Below are 21,657 nucleotides of genomic sequence, written 5' to 3' on the forward strand. Positions count from 1 at the left end.
TAGACAAGCGGTGCAATGGGGTAGGCAAAGGTTGTATAGGCACCGGCAATAGTCAACTTTCGGTAGCGCAGCATAAACACGCTCAGCACAGCAAATAACGTATTGATAACCACCAGGTGAAAAGTATTAGTTCTTTCGGCAAACTTTGGAGATATAAGCCTGCCTTGTCCTGAAACTGGGATGTGAAAATCCACTGTCTTTTATTCAGGGCCAATCTTATTTCTCTGCGCAGACAGCAGATAAATCATTGCCCCTATAGTAGGAATGGATATGCGAGGACTAGGGGAAGGAGCGGGAGCTATGATCGAGACTGATACATCGGGCATTTATGCACCAGTCTTTTGTGATGGTGAAAAATGGGTGATGGGAGAGAAGCTTGGATTGTCAGACTGCAAAGTGTGTATTGCATGTAAGTCGTCGGCTTTGGACATATGGACAGCAGGAGCCTGTGATTATCCAGATAATGATGGATGGGCGTATCCTGCTGCCAAGCAATGTGGTTTGAACCAAGACGGAATAGGACTTGCGATTAAATTTGTCTGTGGTACGGACATAAGAGCAGGTAAATTTCCGGCAGAAGGGACGGACGGACCTATTTCATGGCGATATTAACCCACAGACCAGACCGATGGAGGATATGTTACAGGGGAGGATAGTGAATCTCTTTCCCCAGACTAACCAGACAAAACAGACGAGCCCAACGATATATTTTTTGAATGAAGTATTAAAGGTTACAATACTAACCTCTCAAAAATAGTTAAGCCGTCGATTAAAGAGCTCTAATGAATACAACAGAAACAGACCGGCACTTTATGCAACAGGCGCTGAAGCTGGCAGCAAAGGCAGCAGCGCAGGGTGAGGTGCCGGTGGGTGCTGTGGTTGTTCTGGATAACGAAATTATCGGGCAGGGTTGGAATCAGCCCATCCTCTCCAATGACCCCACTGCTCATGCCGAAATTATGGCGCTGCGTGATGCTGCCTCGAAATTGGCTAATTATCGCCTGCCGTCAGCCACGCTCTATGTCACCATTGAACCTTGCAGTATGTGTGCGGGTGCCATCATTCATGCCCGTATTGCCAGAGTCGTCTATGGCGCTACCGAGCCCAAGTCCGGGGTGGCTGAAAGCAATGGTTGTTTATTTAATGCCAAGCACTTTAATCATCAAGTGGCGCTGCATGGCGGGGTATTGGCTGAGCCATGTTCTGCGGTAATATCCGATTTTTTTCAAGCCCGTCGTGAACAAAAGCGATCACAAAAAACAGGGTGCGCTGATTAACTGGTTGTTCCAACTATAGCGGTAAATCTTTTTTGTTTTATCAATTAGCTGGGTATGCAACCATTCGGCTTTAATCGAAATTACACTGCCACTTTGTCATAGTTATGATCCAGATCCCCAGCGGTAATTAAGGACCACGATGACCTCAAATTCCTCCACGATTAAACTGCACCCCTCATGGTTAACGGTGATAGGCGATGAGTTCGAATTGCCTTATATGCAGACACTGAAGGCATTTCTAAAAGCTGAAAAACAGGCGGGAAAGGTGATTTTTCCTGCCTGTAAGGATTGGTTTAACGCTTTTAATACCACGCCGTTTGAGCAAGTGAAGGTGGTTATTCTGGGGCAGGATCCCTATCACGGTCCGGGGCAGGCCCACGGCCTGTGTTTTTCGGTGTTGCCTGATGTGCGTATTCCGCCTTCGTTGTTGAATATTTATAAGGAAATCCATACTGATTTGGGCTTGCCGGTACCTGCTCATGGCTATTTGCAGTCATGGGCGGAGCAGGGGGTGTTGTTGCTGAATGCTACTTTGACCGTTGAGCAAGGCAACGCGGGATCTCATCAGAATAAAGGTTGGGAGCAGTTTACCGATCGGGCTATTGCAGAGCTTAATCAGCAGCGGGATGGCTTGGTCTTTTTGTTATGGGGCAGTTATGCGCAAAGGAAGGGGCAATTAATTGATGCGCAAAGACATTTGGTATTGAAAGCGCCGCATCCCTCGCCATTATCAGCGCATCGGGGGTTTTTGGGCTGTAGGCATTTTTCTCAGGCTAATGCTTATTTAAATAATTCTGGTGCGGGCGCAATTGATTGGGCTGTTGCTTAAGTTTGGACGACGGCCTTTATCTAATCATCATTGTTTAACGCATAGGGCAACGGCAGTAACTGAATCGTTACCCGATCACTGCCGATAACGACCGAGCCCTGATCAACCGCTTTGCTAGCGATAACTGCCAGCGCTTCGCTATGATGGTTATCGAGGCTAACGCTATTGACGATATTGCCAATACTCTGTTTATCGTCACCGTAAAGATCGGTACCTGCCGCTAGTTTTTCAGCCGCCACCTTGATTCTATACATGGAGCGTTTGAGTTTGCCCTTGTATTGTAGGCGCGCAATCACTTCCTGACCGGTATAACAACCTTTAGTAAAACTGACGGCGCCGGTGATTTGGTAGTTAAGCATTTGCGGAATAAAGCTATCGACGGTATTGGCGCTCACCTCACCAAGACCCAGTTGAATCAGTTGCAGTTGCCACTGCCGCGAACCTTGCAGCTCAAGCCCTTTATTTAATAATGGCCACAAGGTCGCAAGTTCTGCAGTTTTAATCCAGCATTCATACAGTCTTCCGGCTGTATCAATTTGTATTGCCAGATTGCCTTGATGATTAACGACTTGATGAGCCTGATCAGGGCAGCGGGTAAAAACTTGATGAATAGTTGCTTTGGCCCGCTCGCCACAAAGACCAATTGCAATATAGTCTGGGCTGGCGTTTTGTTGCTCGGCTTTAGAAAACACAATATATTTGCTGAATACAGCCTTGGTAGACTCAACAATATCCGCGTGCATTCTCAGAAGATAAGTATCGGCTTCGGTTTGAGCCAGCTGAAAACTGCTGATCATCCGGCCCTTGGGGGTGGTGTAGGCACCGGCGCAGCTAAGCGCATGATTAACTGTGCCAATATCACAGGTGGTCTGGCCCTGAAGAAATTTGGCGGTATCTGGCCCAGCTATTTGTAAAAAGCCATAGTGGCTTAGCGGGGCGATAAAGTTATCCGCTGCAGTCATGCAGACGCCACTGCTATCAGTCACGCTATGATTTTGTTCGTCGATACGGATGCCTGATGCTGCTAATACCGGAGGGAGAAAGCTTTGTTGCTGGTCGTTCATGGTTACTGGGTTACCAAGATGGAGAAGTAAAGGATGTAAATTTAGTGGCTATAGTATGTGTTTGCTGTGCCACTGTCAGCTATTTTGCATATCGCCTGGGCTTTAATCTGGCTATAATGCCTGTCTGCCAAACACGATTAAAGGAAAGCCTGCATTGATGATTTCTGATAATGACTATAGCCGTCTACTCTGGGCCAGCCGTCGAGGTATGTTAGAGCTCGATTTGATTATGGTGCCGTTTGTGGAACATCGCTTTAAATCACTGGATGCAGTAAACCAGCAGCGTTTTATTGATTTGTTGGAATGTGAGGACAATGAGTTATTTGCCTGGTTTTTAGGTCGGGTAAAACCAGAGGACCCTGAGCAGGCGGCGATTGTTGAGCAAATTATTGATTATTCCCAATCAAAGTCTGACTAGAAGGCTTTATTGAAAAACTGATGTGAATAGCGGCAAAGGAGTGCCATGCGATGACGTCGACCTTTTATCTGTCGATTGCCCCTTCTAAATCGATCGCAGCCTATCTTGCGGCATTGCATCTTTTACTGATTCTATCGTTGTTTTATTTACCGCTATCCGCCGGTTTAGTTAGCCTGTTAGTTGCAGTGATTGTTATGCACTGTGGCTATTGTCTTTGGCGTTATTGTTATAGCGGTCATCGAAGTTGGATTGATGGCCTTGAGTACAGTCAGCAAACTTGGCTGTTGCATCGTGGTCAAGAAGTAGAGCGAGTAAGACTCAAGTCGGCAACGGTTTGGCGGTGGATGGTGGTATTGAATTTTCGCAGCAAAAGCTGGCATGGTTGTTCTTTGCTGTTGTTGCCAGATAATACCCATCGACAACAACTGCGTCGGTTACGAGTGATGCTCAAGCATAGGCCGGTTTATGGTGCTGACAATATTATTCTTTAATGGCGGGGTCGAGAATGGTGTCGATAGCTTGATCAAGAGGTTCGGGATAGTCCAATGTATAATGTAGCCCGCGGCTTTCTTTTCGCTCGATAGCGCAGCGAATAATTAATTCCGCCACCATGGCCAAATTACGCAACTCAATTAAATCGTTAGAGACTTTGTAATTGCGGTAGTACTCGTTAATTTCTTTTTGTAGCAGCTTGGCTCTGCGCAGCGCTCGTTGCAGGCGTTTGTCGGTACGCACAATGCCGACATAATCCCACATAAAACGACGAACCTCGTCCCAGTTATGCGAGATCACCACATCTTCATCTGAATCGGTTACTTGCGATTCATCCCATGCCGCAGCGGTGGTTGGCTCTGGTGCGGTGGGGTGTTGTGCGGCGATATCAGCGGCAGCGGATTGGCCGTAGACGATACATTCCAATAGCGAGTTACTGGCCATGCGGTTGGCGCCATGCAGGCCGGTAAATGAGGTTTCACCAATGGCATAGAGGTTGGCAATATCAGTGCGACCTCGGTTATCGACCATAACACCGCCACAGGTATAGTGGGCGGCGGGGACAACAGGAATTGGCTCGCGGGTGATATCAATGCCAAGTTCCAAGCAGCGCGCTTTCACCGTTGGAAAATGATGTAGCAAAAACTCGGGCGATTTATGGCTGATATCCAAATAGACACAGTCACTGCCTAAACGCTTCATCTCGTGGTCAATCGCCCGGGCGACAATATCGCGTGGGGCTAATTCGCCGCGTTTATCAAAACGATGCATAAAACGTTCGCCATTGGGCAATAGCAATTTGCCGCCTTCACCACGAATCGCTTCGGTGATCAAAAAGGATTTGGCCTGTGAATGATAAAGACAGGTGGGGTGGAATTGATTAAATTCCATATTGGCTACTCGACAGCCCGCACGCCAAGCCATAGCAATACCATCACCACTGGCGCCATCGGGGTTGCTGGTATAGAGATAGGCTTTGCTAGCGCCGCCGGTGGCCAGTACCACAAATTTTGCCTGAAACACATCGACATGATCACTTTCACGGTTGAGTACATAAGCACCCTGACAGCGCTTATTATTGATAATCAAATTGATGGCCACACGCTGGTTATAGATATCGATATTGGCCGCTTCCAAAGCGCGATGGCTAAGGGTTTTTGATACGGCTCTGCCGGTAGCATCGGCGGCATGAATAATACGTCGCTGGCTGTGGCCGCCTTCTTTGGTTAGGTGAAATGACTGTTGTGCATCGGTATTGCGGTCGAATTGTACGCCTTGGTCTACTAACCATTTAACGCTGTCGCGGCTGTTTTCAATGGTGAATTTAACGGCATCGCTATGGCATAGGTTGGCGCCGGCGGTTAGGGTATCGCTAACATGGGAGTCTACGCTGTCATGATTGTCCAACACGGCAGCGATACCGCCCTGAGCATAGAAAGTGGAGCCTTCATTAAGCTCGCTTTTGCAGATAACAGCCACTTGTAGGTGTTTGGGCAATTGAAGTGCCAGCGTTAGCCCGGCGGCACCGCTACCAATCACCAGTACATCATGTTGAAAATGTTTATTCGTCATTGACTTAAGAATGCGCACAAGCCGGAAAAAGCCGGTAGTATAAACCTCTGTGGCGATTTTGTGGCTATTGGATACGATTTTTTTAACATAATCTGATACTTAGCTGAACTTATTCGCTATCCCAGACTCATAGAACGCAACAATAACGAGCCAATGAATCAAAAACCCAAATTTCAAACGCTCCAACAAGCCGTGATGGTCTATGCTATATGGGACTACTTGACAGACAATATCAACCAAAAAGGCCGGTGGTTAATAAGCAACTTACCAACCCTGAGCCAGAGTCTCTCAGGGGATCGGGGAGGGTAATGGCAACTTCACCGCAGTCGGATCAACAGCTGATCGAACGCGTGCAAAAGGGCGATAACCGGGCCTTTGATTTATTGGTGCTGAAATACCAGCACAAAATTTTTGGGCTGATCTCTCGTTATATTCGCGATCATGACGAGATTAAAGATGTGGCTCAGGAAGCATTTATCAAAGCGTTTAGAGCGTTGCCCAAGTTCCGCGGCGACAGTGCCTTTTATACCTGGCTGTATCGTATAGCCATCAATACGGCAAAAAATTATCTGGTGGCCAGAAACCGTCGTCCGCCTGCCACCGATATTGCGGTGGAAGACGCAGAATATTATGACGCGGCAGCATCACTTCGGGAGATAGAAAATCCTGAAAACTCGCTCTATGGCAAAGAACTCAAGGCTGTGGTCGAAAAAGCGATGAAAGCTTTGCCAGAAGACCTAAGATCGGCGGTCACTTTGCGCGAGTTTGATGGTTTAAGCTATGAAGATATTGCTGATGTGATGGAGTGTCCTGTAGGTACGGTGCGATCAAGAATATTTCGCGCTCGGGAAAGTATTGATAAGCAGGTGCGAAGCCAGCTTTTGGGTGATAGCGGCGAGCGTTTATCACTGGTTAAAAGTTAATGATAGTTATGTTAATGACAGTTAAAAATGTTTAGATAAATGAGGAACAACAATGAGTGAGCATCTACGAGAGTCAGTCTCTGCATTAATGGATGGGGAAGCTGATAAATTGGAGCTTCGCCGGCTGCTAGCTGCCGAGAATACAGAGGCGGTCAATAATATTTGGTCTCGCTATCACTTGGTGCGCGACAGCTTGCAAAATACAGAACAAGTGGATGAGTTCCGTCATTTGGATATTTCACAGCAGATTACCACGGCGATTGCTGAAGAAACTGCGGTAACGCCGCAACAAGCCAATCACCCCTGGTGGAAGCCTGCAGCAGGTTTCGCTGTTGCCGCTTCAGTGGCAGTAGCGGTAGTTTTTGGTGTGCAAACAGCGGAGCAATCGAATTCAGGTTTTAATGTTATTGCAGAAGGTCCCCAACCGGCTGTCTCATCCCGTGCTTATCCTATGCAGTCAGTGAGTATGCAGGCTTCTTCTGCCGGCACCGCGAATTTACCCGCCAATCAGCTTCCCGGTGTCGCGGCAGCCAGCAAAGCCGCAGCCAATCTCGAGGCGCAAAAACACTTGGAAAAATATATGCTTCGTCATACAGAGCGTGCTGCGCTAAATAATGGTCAAGGTGTTATTCCATTGGCCCGTGTCACTCATATTGAAGATCAGTAGGGTTTTATCTCGCCGGCTTTCTTGAGCGGTATTTTTTCTGGGATTAACGGTTTTGCTATTAATTTTTCAGCGGTGGACAAAACTTTTAGCGTGGCTGTTGCTTTCGACAGTATCGGCGCTCAGTCTGGCTGTTGAAAATAATCCGCGTCTATTGCTGGATAAAATGGTTTATGGATTTAGTGAGCTTAACTATCAAGGCACGTTTAATTTCCAGCGTCCAGGTTCCATAGAGACTCTTCGTATTGCCCATGCCGTGATTGACGGCGATAAGTACGAACGACTTGAATTTCTTAATGGCGAAAAGCGGCAAATTATTCGTCATGGTCATAAGCTGGATTTTATGTATCCCGGTCACCAGTTGGTTCACTCTTATCAATCACAACCGAACGCCAATAGCTCAGCACACCCTGCAAATAAGTTGGATCAATACTATCGTTTTAAGGTGGGCGGTATGGATAGGGTGGCGGGTCGCTCAGTAATTAATCTTATTGTGCGTCCCAGAGATACTCATCGTTTTGGCTATCGTTTATCGCTAGATAAAGCCTCTGGCCTGTTATTGCGTTCAGAGCTAATTGGCTCCAAAGGACAGGTGTTGGAGCGATTTCAGTTTGTAGACATCACGCTGAACCCTGAGCTCAGTAAGGAGCATTTTACCGCTGGGGCAAGACGTTATCAGCCGCAGCAGGAGGCACCCGTTTCCCCTGCGCCGGCAACTATAGCGAAAGATAAAAGCTGGAAGGTGCAATGGTTGCCTAGTGGATTTAGCTCGACCAGGCCTGATCGGCATGCTGCTGGCGAAGATGATAGGGTCACTTTTACTGATGGTATGACGGTATTTTCGGTATTTCTTGAACGAAGTGCCAAGGTAAATCCTCTACACGCTGCTGAAGGCCATGCCCAAAAAGGGGCCACTACGGCTTATTCCAGAGTTATTCTGCACTCCGATCAATTTCATCGAGTGACCGTGGTGGGAGAAATTCCTACCAAAACCGCCCAGCGGATAGCGCGTTCCACCGTTTTAGTCCGCTAGCTAATAATTCGGTTTCTAATCGGTTAAGATTGGCTCTACAAGAGCCATTTTTGTTATGACTATTTTGTTATTACTATGATTAAAGAAACCGGTCGCGTCGTTGCCATTGAGCCTGACTGTTTATGGGTCGAGACTATAAGACAGAGCACCTGCAATAGCTGCTCTGCGCAGCAAGGCTGTGGTCATGGATTACTTAATAAAGTGGCTGCTGGGCGCTCTCATCATCTGCGGGTATTACTCCGTGACCAACCAGCGACGAATTTCACCCTTGATGAAGAAGTGGATATCGGTATTCCTGAGCGAGTACTGGTCACGGGTGCGGTGCTGGTTTATCTGTTGCCACTGGTTACCCTATTGCTGGGTACTCTGTTGGCCTCAAAACTCTGGCAGGCTGACCTTGCCGCCTTTTTGGGCGCTGTCACCGGCTTTATCACGGGCTTGGCAATGGTGAAATGGCATGCCGCTGTCAATCATAACAATAGGGATTTGCAGCCAGTGGTGCTATCTAAAGCGGATCACGACAACATAGCTATACTTAATCGGGTAGAACCGGCCTGATTATAAGTGTTTACCCAGTTTATTACCCTCCCTCTACATAGCGTCTGTAGGCGCTTTGCTGTAAAATCGCGCGCTTGCCTATTGTTGTCCCAGCGGTGTATTAACTAGTGAGTGATTTAGACTTAATTCGTAATTTTTCCATTATTGCCCATATCGATCATGGTAAGTCGACCCTTGCCGATCGGTTTATCCAGATTTGCGGTGGCTTAAGTGCTCGTGAGATGGATGAGCAAGTCCTCGATTCCATGGATATTGAGCGCGAGCGGGGTATTACTATCAAAGCCCAGAGCGTAACGCTCAACTATAGCGCGCAGGATGGTAAAACCTACCAGTTTAACTTTATCGATACGCCGGGCCATGTAGATTTCTCCTATGAAGTTTCCCGTTCGCTCGCCGCTTGTGAGGGCGCGCTATTGGTTGTTGATGCGGCTCAGGGGGTGGAAGCGCAATCCGTGGCCAATTGCTATACCGCCATAGAGCAGGGCTTGGAAGTTTTGCCGGTTCTCAACAAAATGGACTTGCCTCAGGCTGAGCCAGAGACAGTCAAAAAAGAGATTGAAGAAATTATTGGTTTGGATGCTACCGATGCGATTCCAGTCAGTGCCAAATCCGGTATGGGGCTGGAAGACTTGCTGGAGCAGTTAGTTGAATTAATTCCACCACCCGAAGGTGATGTTAACGGCGATTTACAGGCGTTAATCATTGATTCGTGGTTTGATAATTATCTCGGTGTTGTCTCTCTGGTGCGGGTAAAACACGGTGAGCTCAATAAGGGTGATAAAGTGATTATGAAATCCCAGGGCAAACAGCATATTGTTGACAGTGTTGGTATCTTTACCCCAAAACGCAAAGAAACCGGTTGCCTGAAAGCCGGTGAAGTAGGGTTTGTAGTTGCTGGTATTAAAGATATTCAGGGTGCGCCGGTGGGCGATACTATCACCCATGCCAAAACGCCTGAAGTTGAGCAGTTACCCGGTTTTCAAACGATTAAACCGCAGGTCTATGCCGGTATGTTTACGGTGTCCTCTGACGATTACGAAGATTTTCGTGATGCGCTGGCAAAATTGACCTTAAATGATGCCTCTCTGTTTTATGAGCCTGAAAGCTCTGATGCCTTGGGTTTTGGTTTCCGCATTGGTTTTCTTGGCATGCTACATATGGAAATTATTCAGGAGCGTTTGGAGCGGGAATATAATCTTGATCTGATTACCACTGCTCCTACGGTCATCTATGAAGTTGAAAAAAATAATGGCGATATTGTGATGGTAGACAATCCATCGGCGCTGCCTGATATTGGTGTTATTAACGAAATCCGTGAGCCCATTGCCGATGTCAATATTCTGGTGCCACAGGATTATTTGGGCAATGTTATTTCGCTGTGTGTGGAAAAGCGTGGCGTACAAAAAGATATGCAATTTCTCGGTCATCAGGTTTCATTGAGCTATGAAATTCCGATGAATGAGGTGGTGATGGATTTCTTTGACCGATTAAAGTCAGTCAGCCGTGGTTACGCTTCGCTGGATTACAGTTTTGATCGTTTTCAGAAGGCTAATTTGGTGCGTCTCGATGTGCTGATTAATGGCGATAGAGTCGATGCTCTGGCGATGATCGTACACCGTGATCATGCTCAGTCGAAAGGTCGTGGTCTAACCGAAAAAATGAAAGAATTGATACATCGACAAATGTTTGATGTGGCTATACAGGCGGCCATTGGTGGCCAGGTGGTTGCCAGACAAACGGTCAAAGCCTTACGTAAAAATGTGACAGCAAAATGTTATGGCGGCGATGTGTCCCGTAAACGCAAACTGCTAGAGAAGCAAAAAGCCGGTAAAAAACGCATGAAGCAAGTGGGCAGTGTTGAAATTCCACAAAGTGCTTTTTTAGCTGTATTAAAGATGGATAACTAAGCTCGAAATCAAGAGCCGAGAATTTAATGGGATTCGCTATGGTCGATACAATTTTAATGATTACTTGTTTGCTTTCACTGGTGATCTGGTTTGTGCAGGAAAAGAAAGCACGGCCTCAACTACAACAGAAACTCAATGCGTTAATCGCTGGTGGCCAACAGCTGCCTGTTGAGCAATTGCAGACCGATACCAACCCGCCATGGAATCAATGGCTGTTTAAATTTACCACGGCGATTTGGATTGGCTGGGCAGCTTCTGTGATACTGCTAAAAGATGGCGACTTTGCCTTTATATTAGTGATGCTGACCTTTTTGTCTGGTGTTATTACGGGTTTAGATAAACTGTTTTTTGCCGGCGCCAGAAAAGTCTATATAGAATCCAAGGCAGTTGCTGATTATTTGCAAAACTATAGCCGAGAACAGCGCGAGTCACTGACACAGTATTTTGCTGCCGATATGGTCATTGGCGAATATGCCAAATCTTTTTTCCCTATATTGGCTTTTGTGCTGGTGTTGCGTTCCTTTGTGATTGAGCCTTTTCAAATTCCATCCGGCTCGATGATGCCTACTTTGCAGGTTGGCGATTATATTTTAGTGAATAAATATACTTACGGTTTACGCTTGCCTGTTGTCGGCACTAAAATCGTTGAAGTGGATCAGCCCAAGCGTGGCGATGCTGTGGTTTTTTTTCCACCCCATCAAGATATTTATTTTATTAAACGTGTGATTGGGCTTCCTGGTGATCAGGTTACCTATAAAAACAAGGTGCTTTCAGTCAATGGCAAGGTAATGGAGCAAACCCTGTTGGCAGAATTGCCTCCACTCAACCCTCAGATGCGGATGTTTACCGAAAATTTACAAGCTGTCGAGCATTTGGCGCAGAGTGCGTTACATCGCTATACGGTTACCCCGACTACCAATCAGCAAGGTGATTTTTCTATCACGGTTAAACCCGGTCATTACTGGGTGATGGGGGATAACCGCGATAACAGTGCCGATAGTCGCTCATGGGGACAGGTGCCCGAAGAGCGTTTAGTCGGTAAAGCCTTTGCCATTTGGTTGCACTGGCCCTCTATTTTTGATTTCCCCAGTTTGAGTCGTCTCGGGACCATTCAATAAATGGCTGGTTTATACCTTATTAAAAGCGCCAAAAACGCTAGACTAAGCTGATTGTTAAGCGAATTAAGCTAACAGAACAATAACATTGAGTGCTGTATATTAGTGACTGAAAATTATCCCAATATCGATATCCTGATGCGCCGTTTAGGTTACCGGTTTACCGATAAAGCTTTGCTTGATCTGGCGCTGAGTCATCGTAGTGTCGGCTCAAAGAATAATGAGCGGCTGGAGTTTTTAGGTGACTCCATTGTCAATTACCTAATGGCAGAAGCGCTGTTTAAACAATTTCCCAGTTGCCGGGAAGGCGACCTAAGCCGTATGCGAGCACAATTGGTCAAAGGTAAAACGCTGGCTGAAATCGCGATGGAATTTGAGTTGGGTGATTTTTTGCATTTGGGTCCAGGTGAAATGAAAAGCGGCGGCCACCGTCGTGAGTCGATTCTGGCCGATGCGGTAGAGGCATTAATTGGTGCTATGTTTCTCGATGGCGGTATGGACGTTTGCCGCGAGCATGTAGGTCGCTGGTACCAATCACGGTTGCAGTCCATCACCGTTCAAGGTGCCGTAAAAGATGCCAAGACCCGTTTGCAGGAATTATTGCAGTCTAGAAAACAATCGCTACCGCATTATGAATTGCAAACCATTAGCGGCAGTGATCATCAGCAGGAATTTACCATAGAATGCCAAATCAAACATTTAAAGCAGGGTTTTACTGGTGTTGCCGGCAATCGCCGCGAGGCGGAACAACTAGCGGCACAGGCCGCGCTCGATATATTGCAGCCGACACAATAGCGATTAAATTTGATCCATCTTTAACTTTATAGAACGCTTATGACAGAACAAACACGCTGTGGCTATGTAGCTATTGTCGGCCGGCCCAATGTCGGTAAATCGACTTTGCTAAACCATATTCTCGGGCAAAAAATCAGTATTACTTCGCGTAAGCCGCAAACCACCAGACACCGTTTATTAGGTATTAAAACAGAAGCTGATACTCAAGCGATTTTTGTTGATACGCCGGGCATTCATAAGGGCAGTGAATCCGATAAAGCGATTAACCGTTATATGAATCGTGCCGCCAGTTCTACCATTAGCGATGTTGATGTGGTGGTGTTTGTGGTGGAGCGAGGTTTGTGGACGGACGAAGATGAATGGGTATTAGCGCAGGTGAAGCGTGCCGACTGTCCGATAATTTTAGTGATCAATAAAATTGACCAAATAAAGGATAAATCCAAGCTACTCCCTTTTTTAGATGTTTGTAAAGAAAAGATGGATTTTGCAGAAATTATTCCATTATCAGCACTCAATCACACCAATCTTGATGCGCTTGAAAGCAGTATTAATCAGCGTCTTCCGCAGCAGGTTCATCTTTTTCCGGAAGATCAGATCACCGATCGCAGTTCTCGTTTTATGGCGGCGGAAATGGTCAGGGAAAAGATTATGCGTCAGCTGGGTGAAGAAGTTCCCTATGCGATGACTGTTGAGATAGAAGATTTTAAAGATAGCGGCAAAAGCCTACATATACAGGCGCTAATCCTGGTCGAGCGAGAAGGGCAGAAACGCATTGTGATCGGTAATAAGGGTAGCCGGTTAAAGTTGATCGGTCAGGAAGCGCGATTGGATATGGAGCAAATGTTTGACCGCAAAGTGATGCTCAAACTCTGGGTAAAAGTAAAATCTGGCTGGTCCGATGATGAGCGAGCCCTACGGAGTTTGGGTTATAACGATTTTGATTCGTAATCATTGCCTATGCGTATTGAATCTCAGCCAGCCTATATTCTTCATACCCGAAATTACCGCGATAGTAGTTTGATCGTCGACTTTCTGACCCCCGATTACGGCAGAGTCAGCGGTGTTGTTAAGGGGGTTCGCTCTAATAGCAAAACTGCCAAGCAACGTCGCAGTATCCTGCAGCCTTTTGTCTCGCTGTTAATTAGCTGGAGCGGCAAAGGAGAATTAAAAACCATGACTCAATTTGAAAGTCGCGGTGTTCCCATTGCCTTGCAGGGCAAGCGGCTGTTTAGTGGTTTATATATAAATGAGTTGCTCAGTCGTTTATTGCAGGCGGATGAACAACACAGTGACATCTACACCTTGTATGAATGGGTCAGCAATAGCTTATCAACTAGCCCGACGATTGATGTAGTGTTAAGACAATTTGAGTTAAGCCTGTTATCCGAATTAGGTTATGGTTTTGATTTATCGGTGGACGTTGATAGTGGCGAACCATTAGAGGCCGATCAGCAGTATCGCTTTTATCCCGATCACGGCTTTGTTCGTCAAGATTCTGGCCAAGCCATCGCCGCTACAGTATTCAGCGGCGCTGACATATTGGCCATTGCCAATGGCGAATTTACCGAGCAGGCGCGCCGAGCCGCCAAATTGCTCTGCCGTCAGGCTTTACAGGCCCATCTGGGTGACAAGCCTCTACGCAGTCGGGAGCTGTTTAGTTCCAGCTAGCCCTAGCATTAAGCATCATCCTGCTACCGTTGTAGCTAGTCGCTAGCTCTCTGTCAGTGTATCATCAGCGCTGAATTTTATGGCTGGATAGTTCGGCTTTAATCGTTTGTTTTTTTTAATCAGGCTTTAGTGAAATATGGCTTTTCCGACCATTGAAGATTATGTGGGGTCAACGCCTCTAGTCCGCTTGCAGCGTCTGGCTGGCGATACCAGTAATACCATCCTGTTAAAGCTGGAGGGCAATAATCCGGCGGGTTCAGTCAAGGATCGGCCAGCGGTGAGTATGATTAACCGAGCAGAGGCCCGCGGCGATATTAAGCCCGGTGATACTCTGATAGAAGCCACCAGTGGCAATACCGGTATCGCTCTGGCGATGGCGGCGGCGATTAAGGGCTATAAGATGGTACTGATTATGCCCAACCATATGAGTTCGGAGCGCAAATTGGCGATGGCTGCCTATGGTGCCGAGCTGATTGAGGTGTCTCAGCAATCCGGTATGGAAGGCGCTAGAGATTTGGCATTGAAAATGCAGTCTGACGGTAAAGGGGTGGTATTGGACCAGTTTGCCAACAGCGATAACCCGATTGCCCATTATCAGGGCACTGGTCCTGAGATTTGGCAACAAAGTGAGCATAAAATCACTCACTTTGTCAGTTCCATGGGAACCACCGGTACCATTATGGGGGTTTCTGGTTATTTGAAGGAACAAAATCCGGCAATCGAGATCGTAGGCTTACAGCCACAAGACGGCTCAAGTATCCCCGGTATTCGCCGCTGGCCGAAACCCTATTTGCCCACCATTTTTGATAGCAGCAAGGTCGATAAAGTGATGGATATCGATCAACAACAGGCAGAACACACCATGAAAAAATTGGCTGCGGAAGAAGGTATTTTTTGCGGAGTATCCTCCGGTGGTGCGGTGGCGGCAGCGTTACAAATTTCGGCCGAAGTTGAAAATGCCGTTATAGTCGCGATTATCTGCGATCGGGGTGATCGCTATTTATCAACGGGAGTGTTTGATTCAGCACTTAAATAACTAAGCCTTCTATTTAGTGCTTCTAATCACTTCTCGAAATAACATTGCACAACTGTGTCAGGGTTGACCAGTCAACAAGGTTAATAACAAGCAATGGTTACAGTTCGTAAACAACAACCAGAAAAGGCCGATGGTTCGGTCGATATCGAGCAATGGCTCGCACGCTTGCCTGTGGATGCGGGTTTTGACACTCAGCTATTAAAAACAGCTTGTGAAACAAGTTATGCAGCCGAGCAAAAGGCCTTTGCTATCTCCGATAAAGCTTGGGATGAAAGGACCAGTAGCTTCCGTATTGGCCTAGAGATGGCTGAAATTTTGGCCGACTTGCACTTGGATCAACCCACGTTAATTGCCGCCATACTCTATCGCGCTGTGCGTGAAGAAAAACTCTCGCTCGCAGCGATCGAAGCACAATTTGGTCAGGATGTTTTACGCATGATCAAAGGGGTTATGCGTATGGCTGCCATGAGTCGTGTTATCTCTGGCGATAATCCGGTGTTAGGTCAAGCCGAGGCGCAAAAGGACAATATTCGTAAAATGTTGGTGGCGCTGGTTGATGATGTAAGAGTGGCGCTGATTAAATTGTCAGAGCGTACCTGTGCTATTCGTATTGTCAAAAACAACCCTGCGAAACGTTATCGGGTAGCGCGGGAGGTGCATGATATTTATGCCCCATTGGCTCATCGTTTAGGTATTGGCCATATTAAATGGGAGCTTGAAGATTTATCTTTTCGTTACCTACAGCCAGTTGCCTATAAAAAAATTGCCAAACTGCTGGATGAAAAACGTTTATACCGGCAGAGCTATATCGATGGAGTAATCGATTCATTAAGCGAAGTGATTAGCCGTCAGGGTATTGAGAGCGAACTGACCGGCAGGGCAAAACATATCTACAGTATCTGGCGCAAGATGCAGCGCAAGGGTATTGGGTTTTCACAGGTATACGATATTCGTGCCGTGCGCATTTTAGTCCCCGAAATCAAAGACTGTTATGCCGTGTTAGGTTCGGTTCATGGTTTGTGGCGCAATATTCCCAATGAGTTTGATGATTATATTGCCAACCCCAAGGACAACGGTTATCGCTCCTTACATACCGCGGTTATTGGCCCTGAAGGCAAAGTGCTAGAAATACAAATCCGCACCTTTAAAATGCATGAAGAAGCGGAATTTGGTGTCTGTGCTCACTGGCGCTACAAAGGTAGTGACAGGCAGGGCGGCAATAGCTATGAAGATAAAATTGCCTGGTTAAGGCAGGTGCTGGATTGGCAGGAAGAAACTGATAGCGGCGCTACTGAGGTGATGGAGCATTTTTCGCGTGCGCAGGATCGAGTTTATGTGTTTACCCCGGATGGCCATGTGGTCAATTTGGCGCAGGGTTCAACACCACTGGATTTTGCCTATCATATTCACACCGAGGTCGGTCATCGTTGTCGCGGTGCCAAGGTCAATGGTCGAATCGTTCAATTAACCTATCAGTTGCTAACGGGTGAACAGGTTGAGATCTTGACCGGTAAGGAAAACGCGCCGCGCCGTGATTGGTTGCAAACCAGTTTAGGTTATCTGAAATCAACCCGGGCCAGAGCCAAGGTCCAGCACTGGTTTAAACAGCAGGCAAAAGAAGATAATGTTGCGGCGGGTCGCGCCTTAATCGAAAAATTGTTCAAGCGTCTGGCCGTGAGTAGTCTGGACTACAAAAGTATCTCAACCTATTTTGGCTATCAGGCAGTGGATGATATGTATGCTGCTGCTGGCGCCGGTGATATTACTACCGCGCAAATTGTCACAGCGACGCAGCATTTATTTGATGAGGTGCCTGAGCCAGCGCCCATACTGCCCTCTACCAAAGAGAAGTCCGAAAAAATTCGTCATGACGATATCAATGTTCGTGGCGTTGGTAATATGCTGACACAATTTGCCAATTGCTGTAAGCCATTGCCCGGTGATCTGATTATTGGTTATGTCACACTGGGTCGTGGTGTTAGCGTGCACCGTCAGGATTGTGTCAATGTGTTGCAATTACAACATAGCGAACCTGATCGTATTATTGAAGTGAGTTGGGGTGATGCGCCACAAGATACCTATCCGGTTGACATCGAAATTGAAGCCTATGACCGTAGCGGCCTGCTGCGAGATATTACTACCATGCTAGCTAATGCGCGGATCGATGTTATTGCGGTGAATACACTATCGGATAAGAAAACCCATACCGCGACCATGCGACTGACGGTGGAAATTACTGACCTTGCCGCCTTGGGCAACCTATTGGCTAAAATTACCCGTCTACCCAATGTGCTTTCGGCAGCAAGGGTAAAAGAGGGTAGCTAGTTGGCTGACTACAGCTTGGATGATTTGCTCTATCTAATGAGTCGTTTACGTGATCCTGTGGACGGTTGTCCCTGGGATCGTGTGCAGGACTTTAGCACCATTATTGCTCACACCATTGAAGAAAGTTATGAACTGGCTGATGCCATTGAGCAGGGTGATATCCAGCATATCAAGGAAGAGTTAGGTGATGTGCTGTTTCAAGTCGTGTTCTATGCTCAGCTAGGCAAAGAGCAAGATAGTTTTGACCTTGCCTCAGTCATTTCGGATTTAGTGGCTAAATTGATTCGCCGTCATCCTCATGTGTTTCCCGAAGGCACGTTAACCAGTCGAGTTGGTGAGCAAACCCAAGACACCGAAGCCGTCAAACAAACGTGGGAGACGATTAAATCTACTGAACGAGCCGGTAAACAGCAACAAAGTGTGCTCGATGATGTGCCCAATGCTTTCCCAGCCTTAATCCGTGCGACTAAATTACAAAAGCGGGCCGCGCAAACCGGTTTTGATTGGAACAATATCGACGGAGCGCTGGCAAAGCTTAAAGAAGAGGTGGATGAATTAATCGCAGCCCGCAAGCAGCAGTCGCAGCAGCAAATTGAAGCGGAGCTTGGCGATGTGTTGTTTTCCGTAGTTAATCTATCCCGTCATTTAAAAGTCGATGCAGAAGCCTCATTGCGGGCAACCAATAACAAATTTAAGCGTCGATTTCAGTATATAGAAAGTATCTTGAAGCGTAGGGGGGCTTCACCAGAGCAAAGTTCTCTAGCGGAAATGGATGCGCTTTGGGATGAAGCCAAGGCAAAAGGCTTGTAATCGTTTTCAACAAATCCTATTGCGCTTACTATCTAAAAGCGGAACCCTGCCATTATCTCGCATTAAACTATTGATATTTAAGGATAAAGGTCGATACAGACAGTATTTTTTTTCTTAATGACCAATATGGTCGCCAATGAACTTGAGCTTAGCCAGTGACCTGTGTATTGTGTTGCGCCTCTTAAGGGTGTGTAGCCTATCTATTTAAACCTACACCGATAATTAGTTTTTGTTAGGAGCACGATGTATGCGCGTTATTTTGTTGGGTCCTCCAGGTGCCGGTAAAGGTACACAGGCACAGTTTATTTGCGAAAAGTATGGTATTCCGCAGATTTCTACTGGGGATATGCTCCGTGCAGCTGTTAAAGCCGAAACTGAAATGGGCCTTCAAGTCAAAGCCGTGATGGATTCAGGGGGTTTGGTATCCGACGAAATCATTATCGGAATTGTTAAAGAACGGATTATGCAGCCGGATTGTGCCAACGGGTTCTTATTTGACGGTTTCCCAAGAACTATCCCGCAGGCCGAAGCCCTGCAAGCCGCTGGTATAGCTATCGATACCGTATTGGAAATCTCCGTTGACGATGAAGAAATTGTCACCCGTATGAGTGGTCGTCGCGTTCATGAGGCTTCTGGCCGTGTTTACCATGTTGTGTTCAATCCGCCAAAACAGCCAGGTATTGATAACGAGACTGGTGATGCTTTATTGCAGCGTGAAGACGATAAAGAACAAACCGTTCGCCATCGTTTAGATGTTTATCATCAACAAACCAAGCCGTTAGTAGGTTTTTATCAGGCATTAGCCAACGGTGATGGCCCCAATTATCGCGCCGTGGAAGGTACTGGTTCAGTAGATGATATACGCGATAAAGTTTATGCCGCATTAGAGTCATAAAATGATTTATTCTGATTGCCCATAAAAGCCTCCTAGTGAGGCTTTTATTTTTTCTGCAGCAAAATCTACTATACTTTTGAATCTACTGCTCGGTAAGCCACGTAACTTCAGCAACCGATTGAAAACGCCATCGCATTTGAATAACAGAGTTGAATTAAACCATGAAATCAGCCGTAGTACTTATGAATCTTGGAACACCGACTGCGCCAACTAAAACGGCGGTCAGGGCTTTTTTAAGAGAATTCCTCAGTGACCGGCGAGTTGTGGAGGTTCCAAGAGTGATATGGATGGCGATCCTCTATCTGATTATTCTTACCTTTCGGGTGCCGGGGGTGACCAAAGCCTACCAAGAAATTTGGTTGGACAATGAGTCGCCACTAAGAAAAATCACTCGTGGGCAAACGGCCAAGCTGCAACAAGTGTTCAATAAAGCCTATGCAGATACAGAAAATATTCCACAGGCTCATTACGCTATGACCTATTCAGGGCCATCGTTAGCGTCAAAAGTCGAAGAATTAGAGCAGGCCGGTTTCGAGCATATATTGGTGTTGCCACTGTATCCACAATTTTCAGCCACTACCACTGGCAGTATCTACGACCAAATAAGTCGTATTAACCAACAGCGCCGCAATATTCCGCAGATTCATGTGGTAAAACAGTATTTTGACCACCCGCTCTATATTGCCGCGCTAGCCAATACCGTTCGTCAGCAATGGCAGGCCACCGGCAAGCCCGATAAATTATTAATGTCCTTTCACAGTATCCCGCAAAAATATAGTGATGCTGGTGACCCCTATCACCAACAGTGTCTAGCCACTGCCGACTTATTGGCACAAGCGTTGGATTTACAAAAAGAAGACTGGAGCATTAGCTTTCAGTCTCGCTTGGGTTTTTCCAAATGGTTGTCGCCCTATACCAGTGAAACCTTAAAACTGTGGGGCAAAAAAAATATCAACCATGTTGATGTGATTTGTCCTGCTTTTGCTGCCGATTGTCTGGAGACATTAGAGGAGATCGAGGAAGAAAATCGAGAGTATTTTATAGACGCCGGTGGTGAAACTTATCATTTAATTCCCTGTTTAAACGAAAACGATCATCATATTGCCATGATGGCCGCCATTGCGGACAAGTATTTACCCAAAAACGATACTCCAAACTAATCGTATTGTTGATCGCTGTTATCAGCTAAATTTAAAAAAAATTGCTGATAATATCCCTGCGGAGCATAGATTTTACCCTCTGCTTGAAAAAAATCTTTTCTGGAAATCTTTTCTCAAAAATTTAAAAAAAACCCTGATTTATTCAAAATTGTGCGTTTTTTTTAAAGAATGATAGAAAAATCTGAAAAAAAACGCCTAAAAGTGTAAAAAAACTTTTTTATTTCCCGTTTTTGGTCTAAAAATTAAACTGATTTTTAATAATTAGTGTTAGTTTTCTTATTGGTTTTTCTGTGATGTTATAAGTACCCACAATAATAAGGAACTGCTTTAGCACGAATCTACCCATTTTGAGGAGAAATCTAATGGCGAAAGCAAAAGCTAAAAAGAAAACACCAGCCAAGAGGAAGGTGGCCAAGAAGGCACCTGCTAAGAAAGCCGTTGCTAAAAAAGCACCCGCTAAAAAAGTAGCAGCACCCGCAGTAGCAAAAGCTGAAGCGGCGCTGGCTAAATTGCAGAAATCCATTGCTGCTGAAAAGAAAACACAAGCAGGACTTAAGAAGAAAGCCGCGGCAGCTAAGAAGAAAGCTGCCAAGTCTGGTAAAGCGGCTGAAAAGAATGCTGCCAAACGTGCTAGCGCAGCGGCTGTTAAGTCAGGTGCTAAGGCAACGGCTTTACGTGGCAAGGTTTCAGCGGCCAAGTTAAGAGTGTCTAAAGCGACGGCTGCAGCTAAGGCAAAAGCCGCTCAGCTGGCTGTAAAAGATAAGGTGGCCGCTCGTGCTGCTGCTCTGGCTGTTGCTGATAAAGCTGCATTAGCTAAAGCAACCGCTGCATTTGCGGCTAAGTGGAGTGCCAAGCGCGCCGCTGCCAATGCTAAGAAGTTAAAGCTTGCTGAAAGGAAAATGTTAGCTAAAGCCAAGGCTGACGCTAAGAAAGCAGCGGCTAAAATAGCTGCTGCCGAGAAGAAAGCTGCTGCTAAAGTTAAAGCGGCAGAGAAAAAAGCCGCCGCTAAAGCTAAAGCCTCTGCTAAAAAGGCCGCCAAGAAAAAGCCGGCAGCCAAAACAGCCAAAAAGAAGGCTGCACCGAAGAAGAAAAAGGCTGTAGCTAAGAAAAAGGCTG

At 46.4% G+C, this 21,657-nt stretch carries 23 protein-coding genes; 20 read left to right on the forward strand and 3 right to left on the reverse strand.

All coding sequences use genetic code 11. From position 1 onward, the window contains the following. Window positions 1-194: hypothetical protein (locus AACP44_RS04455; RefSeq protein WP_339339274.1), on the reverse strand; the 194-nt coding region annotated here is incomplete at its 3' end. A 106-nt stretch (window positions 195-300) separates the two neighbouring features. On the opposite strand from AACP44_RS04455, the gene AACP44_RS04460 reads away from it, so the two are divergent. The 3 genes from AACP44_RS04460 (at window position 301) to ung (ending at window position 2,106) form a co-directional block, all read left to right on the forward strand. Next, on the forward strand, window positions 301-612 hold the full coding sequence (locus tag AACP44_RS04460; RefSeq protein WP_339339275.1) for a hypothetical protein: 312 nt from the start codon (window positions 301-303) through the stop codon (window positions 610-612). Window positions 613-782: 170 nt separating this feature from the next. Further along, window positions 783-1,277 (forward strand): tRNA adenosine(34) deaminase TadA, encoded by a 495-nt coding sequence (gene tadA / locus AACP44_RS04465; protein WP_339339276.1) that lies wholly within the window; start codon window positions 783-785, stop codon window positions 1,275-1,277. A gap of 139 nt (window positions 1,278-1,416) precedes the next feature. Beyond that, window positions 1,417-2,106 (forward strand): uracil-DNA glycosylase, encoded by a 690-nt coding sequence (gene ung / locus AACP44_RS04470; protein WP_339339277.1) that lies wholly within the window; start codon window positions 1,417-1,419, stop codon window positions 2,104-2,106. A gap of 20 nt (window positions 2,107-2,126) precedes the next feature. Here the strand turns inward: ung and AACP44_RS04475 are convergent, their stop codons facing one another. After that, on the reverse strand, window positions 2,127-3,170 hold the full coding sequence (locus AACP44_RS04475) for a hypothetical protein (RefSeq protein ID WP_339339278.1): 1,044 nt from the start codon (window positions 3,168-3,170) through the stop codon (window positions 2,127-2,129). A 157-nt stretch (window positions 3,171-3,327) separates the two neighbouring features. On the opposite strand from AACP44_RS04475, the gene AACP44_RS04480 reads away from it, so the two are divergent. Beyond that, window positions 3,328-3,588, forward strand: a complete 261-nt coding sequence (locus tag AACP44_RS04480) for a succinate dehydrogenase assembly factor 2 (protein ID WP_339339279.1) — start codon at window positions 3,328-3,330, stop codon at window positions 3,586-3,588. Window positions 3,589-3,638: 50 nt separating this feature from the next. Next, window positions 3,639-4,079 (forward strand): protein YgfX, encoded by a 441-nt coding sequence (locus tag AACP44_RS04485; protein WP_339339280.1) that lies wholly within the window; start codon window positions 3,639-3,641, stop codon window positions 4,077-4,079. On the opposite strand, the gene nadB is transcribed toward AACP44_RS04485, so the two are convergent. Beyond that, window positions 4,069-5,652, reverse strand: coding sequence for an L-aspartate oxidase (gene nadB, locus AACP44_RS04490; protein ID WP_339339281.1), 1,584 nt, complete (start codon window positions 5,650-5,652; stop codon window positions 4,069-4,071). The two genes, AACP44_RS04485 and nadB, sit on opposite strands and share 11 nt — an antisense overlap. A 308-nt stretch (window positions 5,653-5,960) precedes the next feature. Here nadB and rpoE point away from each other — a divergent pair, with 308 nt between their 5' ends. The 15 genes from rpoE to AACP44_RS04565 all read left to right on the forward strand — a co-directional run. Beyond that, window positions 5,961-6,575 (forward strand): RNA polymerase sigma factor RpoE, encoded by a 615-nt coding sequence (gene rpoE, locus AACP44_RS04495; protein ID WP_339339282.1) that lies wholly within the window; start codon window positions 5,961-5,963, stop codon window positions 6,573-6,575. 52 nt (window positions 6,576-6,627) lie between these two features. Beyond that, window positions 6,628-7,242: a sigma-E factor negative regulatory protein gene (locus AACP44_RS04500; RefSeq protein ID WP_339339283.1), complete on the forward strand. Its 615-nt coding sequence runs from the start codon at window positions 6,628-6,630 to the stop codon at window positions 7,240-7,242. 97 nt (window positions 7,243-7,339) lie between these two features. Further along, the gene (locus AACP44_RS04505) at window positions 7,340-8,272 is read left to right on the forward strand and encodes a MucB/RseB C-terminal domain-containing protein (protein WP_339339284.1); all 933 of its coding nucleotides are present in this window, start codon (window positions 7,340-7,342) and stop codon (window positions 8,270-8,272) included. A gap of 75 nt (window positions 8,273-8,347) precedes the next feature. Beyond that, window positions 8,348-8,830, forward strand: a complete 483-nt coding sequence (locus tag AACP44_RS04510; RefSeq protein ID WP_339339285.1) for a SoxR reducing system RseC family protein — start codon at window positions 8,348-8,350, stop codon at window positions 8,828-8,830. Between the two features lie 107 nt (window positions 8,831-8,937). Further along, a complete protein-coding gene (gene lepA / locus AACP44_RS04515) occupies window positions 8,938-10,737 on the forward strand; it encodes a translation elongation factor 4 (protein WP_339339286.1) in 1,800 nt (599 codons plus the stop codon). A 38-nt stretch (window positions 10,738-10,775) separates the two neighbouring features. Then, window positions 10,776-11,855 carry a signal peptidase I gene (lepB, locus tag AACP44_RS04520; protein WP_339339287.1) on the forward strand — a complete coding sequence of 360 codons (1,080 nt, stop codon included), beginning with the start codon at window positions 10,776-10,778 and terminating at the stop codon, window positions 11,853-11,855. 135 nt (window positions 11,856-11,990) lie between these two features. Continuing rightward, on the forward strand, window positions 11,991-12,647 hold the full coding sequence (gene rnc / locus AACP44_RS04525) for a ribonuclease III (RefSeq protein ID WP_339339296.1): 657 nt from the start codon (window positions 11,991-11,993) through the stop codon (window positions 12,645-12,647). A 39-nt stretch (window positions 12,648-12,686) separates the two neighbouring features. After that, entirely contained in the window at window positions 12,687-13,595 is a 909-nt protein-coding gene (gene era, locus AACP44_RS04530; RefSeq protein WP_339339288.1) for a GTPase Era, read from the forward strand. Between the two features lie 9 nt (window positions 13,596-13,604). After that, window positions 13,605-14,315 (forward strand): DNA repair protein RecO, encoded by a 711-nt coding sequence (gene recO, locus AACP44_RS04535; protein WP_339339289.1) that lies wholly within the window; start codon window positions 13,605-13,607, stop codon window positions 14,313-14,315. A gap of 136 nt (window positions 14,316-14,451) precedes the next feature. Continuing rightward, entirely contained in the window at window positions 14,452-15,351 is a 900-nt protein-coding gene (cysM, locus tag AACP44_RS04540; protein WP_339339290.1) for a cysteine synthase CysM, read from the forward strand. Between the two features lie 93 nt (window positions 15,352-15,444). Continuing rightward, a complete protein-coding gene (gene relA, locus AACP44_RS04545) occupies window positions 15,445-17,676 on the forward strand; it encodes a GTP diphosphokinase (protein ID WP_339339291.1) in 2,232 nt (743 codons plus the stop codon). Further along, window positions 17,677-18,486 carry a nucleoside triphosphate pyrophosphohydrolase gene (gene mazG / locus AACP44_RS04550; RefSeq protein WP_339339292.1) on the forward strand — a complete coding sequence of 270 codons (810 nt, stop codon included), beginning with the start codon at window positions 17,677-17,679 and terminating at the stop codon, window positions 18,484-18,486. It abuts the gene before it with no gap. Window positions 18,487-18,733: 247 nt separating this feature from the next. Further along, the gene (gene adk / locus AACP44_RS04555) at window positions 18,734-19,381 is read left to right on the forward strand and encodes an adenylate kinase (RefSeq protein ID WP_339339293.1); all 648 of its coding nucleotides are present in this window, start codon (window positions 18,734-18,736) and stop codon (window positions 19,379-19,381) included. 161 nt (window positions 19,382-19,542) lie between these two features. Next, window positions 19,543-20,541 carry a ferrochelatase gene (hemH, locus tag AACP44_RS04560; protein WP_339339294.1) on the forward strand — a complete coding sequence of 333 codons (999 nt, stop codon included), beginning with the start codon at window positions 19,543-19,545 and terminating at the stop codon, window positions 20,539-20,541. 362 nt (window positions 20,542-20,903) lie between these two features. After that, the coding region (locus AACP44_RS04565; RefSeq protein ID WP_339339295.1) for a hypothetical protein at window positions 20,904-21,657 on the forward strand (754 nt) is incomplete at its 3' end.

This window comes from uncultured Oceanicoccus sp. (assembly GCF_963968385.1).
Taxonomy (GTDB): Bacteria; Pseudomonadota; Gammaproteobacteria; order Pseudomonadales; family Dasaniaceae; genus Oceanicoccus.